Genomic DNA, 3,964 nt, shown 5'->3' with positions numbered 1-3,964 from the left:
GGGCTCGGAGAGTTGTATAAGCGACAGGCCCCCGCGGCTCCCGCCGAAGGGGTCGTCCGTACCGAACGAGTCCGTCCCGCCGCCGGAACCGGCGTCCGGGTCGGGAGCGCTCGCTTCGCTCGCGCCGGCGTCGCTCCCGCCGCCGAAGGGGTCGTCCGCACCGAACGACCCGAACTCTCCGCCGCCGCCGCCGACATCGCCGAACGCGTCCGCCGGTACGCCGTCTGCCGTCGAGTCGTCACCGGACCGGTCGCCCGCGGACCGGTCGCCGCTCGGCTCGTCGGTCCTTCCGAACGGGTCACCGTCGTCGGCCGTGTCGCCGGAGGAGCGCGCCTCGCCGTCATCGGTCGCACCGCCGAACGGGTCCCCGTCGCCCGCGTCGGCGTCCGATTCCCCGCGGTTCCCGCCGAAGGGGTCCGCGGGCTCGGCGTCGTCACTCGATGCGCCGAGTTCGACCGCCGGGTCGTCGAACTCCCGCTCCGCACCCCCGTCGCCGGGAGCGTCGGACTCGTCCGGTACTCCCGTCGCGTCCTCCGGCTCGTCCGGCGCGTCATCCCGCTCTTGCGCATCATCCGACTCCCCGGGCCCGCCGTCGGATCCGCGCTCCGCGTCGCCCACCGGCCGCTCGTCGGACTCCTCGTCGGTCTCGCGCAGCGCGCGCTCGAACCAGTCGTCCTCCTCGCTCATCGTTTCCGCCGCCCGTGGGGGTTCGGCATGAGCCGAGCAACGCGACCGAGCGGCTTGAAACTTTCCGGCGAACTCCCGCGCGTTGAGAACTCGATCCGGCTCCCCGATGTCCGCACGCTTTTATCCGGGGACAGGGATGGCTTCCGCATGGAAGTGGGCATCGTCGCGCGAAAGGGCAGCGAGCGGGCGGCGTCGCTCGCGGCGACTCTCCGAGACATCGTCACCGAAGAAGGAGAGAGCGTCTGGCTCGACGCGGAGACCGCCGCCGCGCTCGACGCGGGCGACGACGCCCGGGCGGTCGACGCGTTCGACGACTGCGACCTGGTCGTCGCCGTCGGCGGCGACGGCACGTTCCTGTTCGTCGCGCGCAACGCCGGCGACACCCCCATCGTCGGGGTGAACCTCGGCGAGGTCGGGTTCCTCAACGCGGTCCCGCCCGCCGACGCGGCGGCGGCGCTCCGCGCCGAGGTCCGGGCGTTCCGGAACGGGGGGCTGGACGTCCGGGAAGCCCCGCGGCTCGCCGCCAGCGCCGGCGGCTGGACGTCGACGCCGGCCGCGAACGAGGTGGTGATTCAGGGCGACCGACGCGGCCCCGGCGGCGGGATCGACTACGAGGTGCGGGTCGACGGGTCGCGGTACGCCGGGGGGCACGCAGACGGGGTCCTCGTGGCCACGCCGACCGGGTCGACCGCGTACAACCTCTCCGAGCGCGGGCCCCTCGTCCACCCCGAGGTGAACGGGCTGATCGTCAACGAGATGGTCGCCGAGGACGGGATGCCACCGCTCGTCGTCGACGCCGACGCGAGCATAACCGTCGCGGTCGCGGACGACGCGGGGGCGACCGTCGTCAGCGACGGACGCGACACCGCGGCGCTCGACGGGCCGACCGAAGTGACCGTCGAACGCGCCGCGCCACCGATACGGATCGCCGGTCCCCCCTCCGACTTCTTCGAGGCGCTCGGCAAGCTGTCCTGAGCCGGCGGCTGCCCGGCGGCGGCCGGACGCACCCACAAAGCGTTTACCGGACGCCCGCGGACGCCGGAGCGTGAATCGCCGGTCGGCGCTCGGACGGTACGCGGTCGCCGGGGTCCTCGTCGCGGCGGTGGCGGCAGTGACCCTCGCGGTCTCCCCCGAGGCGGCGCTCTCGCGGCTCCGGTGGCTCGCGACAGACCCGCTGCGGTTCGGCGCCGCGATCGTCGCGCTCGCGGCGGTCAGGCCGCTCCTCGCGTGGCCCACGACTCTGCTTGCCGTCGCCGTCGGCTTCGGGTACGGCTGGGCCGGGACGCCGCTCGCGCTCGCGCTCGTCGTCGGCACCGCGCTCCCCCCGTACGCGCTCGCCCGGGCGGGGAGATTCCGCCTCCGAGACGGCGCCAACGCGGGCGACGCGCCGGGAATCGCCGACAGGTTCTGTCGCGCCGGCGAGCGCTTCGCGGCCGAGTCAGGGAGCGTGCGCGCCGTGACCGGGACCCGCCTGCTGCCGCTCCCGTCGGACGCGGTGACGGTCGGGGCCGCGGCCGCCGGCGTCGGCGTCCGGCCGTTCATCGCCGGTACCGCGTTCGGCGAACTCCCGTGGGTCCTCGCCGGGGTCGCCGTCGGCGTCTCGCTCGACCGCCTTGCGGCGAGCGGCGGGTCGCTCGTCGACCCGGCCGTGGTCCTCGGCATGGCCGCCGTCGGCGTGCTGATACTCGCCGGACCGCTCTACCGGACGTTCCTCCGGTCGGACGCGACGACGGTCTGACTCGGCGGACACTGGGCGCCGATACGGCGGACGGATCGCAGAAAGCGAAAAGACCGCCCGGGCGTGTCGTCGCTCGGGCGGTCGTGCGGGCCGTGTGCCTCTGACAGCAGACGGGTGCTCTGCGTCGGGAACCGCTCGCAGCGACGCGCGCATTCCCCCGGTCCCCGAATCCCGGGAGCCGACCCAGCCCTGACCCCGAAGCCGCGGTGCGGTCCGCGCTCGCCCCTGCGAGCGCCGGACGCGGCCGCGACTCCAACGGGGGACCGGGAGAGCGCGGCGTCGCTACGAGTCGCCGTCGGTCGAGTTCTCGCCGCTCGAACCGTCCTCCGACGCCTCGGACTCGTACTCCACCTCGATCCCGCTCGGCACCGGGCGGAGGAGGTAGCGGCCGTTCCCGCGCAGCACCGGCGCGAAGTCCGCGGTGAACGTCGTCCGCGCGTTCTCGCGGATCTCGAACTGCTCGTTGAACTTCAGCGGCGCGTTACCCGGGAGATCGACGGCCGCGTCGCTCCCGTCGGTGAGGGTCCCGTCGGCCGACCACACGTCGAGCTGGAGGTACGGGTACTCGCCCGTCTGGAGCTCCCGCTCGTCGATCAGCTGCGTCTCGCCGTTCTGGAGCTCGACGAGGTCAGCCTCCTGTGACTCGTCGAACTCGAAGTACTCGCGACCCTCGGCGGCGTCCCCCTCGTCGTCGGTCCCGTTGCCGTCGGTGGTCTCGTTCCCGCCGGCGTCGGTGTCGTCGCTCCCGTCGTCCGGGTCGGTCTCGTTCGCGCCGTCAGCGTCACCTTCCTCCGGATCGGCGCCCTCCGGGCCGAGCCAGAACCCCTCGACGGTGACGACGAGCGACTCGAAGTCGCCGATGTCGGCGGGCTGGTCGGTCACCTGCGTCGCGAGCGTTCCCGTCGCGCGACCGACACAGCCGGCGAGGCCCGTCGCCCCGAGGGCGGCGGCGCCGGTCGCCTTGAGGTAAGTGCGCCTGTCGAGCGCGTCAAGGTCGGGCGCGCGGTCAGTCACGTCACGCACCCCCCGCTCCGTCGGCGGTCGTCCCGTTCTCCGCGTCGGTTCCGTCGCCCTCGCCGACGCCGTTCCCGGCGATATCGCTCACGGTCTCGCCGAGGTCATCGACCCCGCCGCCGAGGAACTCGTTCACGCTGTCGAGGATCCCGCCGACGAAGTCCGGCACTTGGTCCGGGAGGTCGCTCGGCGGGCCCGCGTCGCCCGAGGCGTTGTCCGGGCCGGGCGTCGCCGCGACGGCACCGGCGGCCGCGCCGGTCCCGATCAGTACCACCGTGGCGAGCGCCACGAGCAGCGTCGTTCGGAGTGCGTTCATTGCGACTCATCCTCGGAGCGCTACACGGTTTAATGCCCCAAGCCGTTCAGCCGAATTACGCCCGATTTAATTCGGTTTAATCGGCAGAAGACGGCCTAAACCGGGATATCGACCTGAACAGCGGGTGGTATATAAAAGGATAAGTCCGGCAGCCGAGATCGGCGACGCGCCCGCGGACCGTAACCGGGGGCGCGGCCGTGGACCGTAGC

4 protein-coding genes and 1 pseudogene are annotated in these 3,964 nt (G+C 73.3%); 2 read left to right on the top strand and 3 right to left on the bottom strand.

Features of this window, described 5'->3' with window-relative positions:
* Positions 1-687, bottom strand: a pseudogene (locus B9H04_RS17565) (KaiC domain-containing protein); the annotation flags it as partial.
* Between the two features lie 147 nt (positions 688-834).
* Here B9H04_RS17565 and B9H04_RS17560 point away from each other — a divergent pair.
* Together B9H04_RS17560 and B9H04_RS17555 are read left to right on the top strand one after the other, a co-directional pair.
* Complete coding sequence (locus B9H04_RS17560; protein WP_049932608.1) at positions 835-1,662, top strand: NAD(+)/NADH kinase; 828 nt, start codon at positions 835-837, stop codon at positions 1,660-1,662.
* Positions 1,663-1,732: 70 nt separating this feature from the next.
* Positions 1,733-2,425, top strand: coding sequence for a VTT domain-containing protein (locus B9H04_RS17555; RefSeq protein WP_049932607.1), 693 nt, complete (start codon positions 1,733-1,735; stop codon positions 2,423-2,425).
* 282 nt (positions 2,426-2,707) lie between these two features.
* Here B9H04_RS17555 and B9H04_RS17550 read toward each other — a convergent pair whose 3' ends face one another.
* Both B9H04_RS17550 and B9H04_RS17545 read right to left on the bottom strand, forming a co-directional pair.
* The gene (locus tag B9H04_RS17550) at positions 2,708-3,439 is read right to left on the bottom strand and encodes a DUF4382 domain-containing protein (protein ID WP_085682892.1); all 732 of its coding nucleotides are present in this window, start codon (positions 3,437-3,439) and stop codon (positions 2,708-2,710) included.
* A 1-nt stretch (position 3,440) separates the two neighbouring features.
* The gene (locus tag B9H04_RS17545) at positions 3,441-3,755 is read right to left on the bottom strand and encodes a hypothetical protein (protein WP_049932606.1); all 315 of its coding nucleotides are present in this window, start codon (positions 3,753-3,755) and stop codon (positions 3,441-3,443) included.
* Between the last annotated feature and the right edge of the window lie 209 nt (positions 3,756-3,964).

This window comes from Halorubrum ezzemoulense DSM 17463, assembly GCF_002114285.1.
In the GTDB taxonomy this organism is placed as follows: Archaea; Halobacteriota; Halobacteria; order Halobacteriales; family Haloferacaceae; genus Halorubrum; species Halorubrum ezzemoulense.
Note: the sequence above shows the minus strand (reverse complement) of the source record. Positions and strands in the feature narration are given on the sequence as shown.

Excerpts from the sequence above, each read along its gene's own strand:
- B9H04_RS17560 (WP_049932608.1), top strand. The coding sequence starts at position 835 with ATGGAAGTGGGCATCGTCGCGCGAAAGGGCAGCGAGCGGGCGGCGTCG.
- B9H04_RS17545 (WP_049932606.1), bottom strand. The coding sequence starts at position 3,755 with ATGAACGCACTCCGAACGACGCTGCTCGTGGCGCTCGCCACGGTGGTA.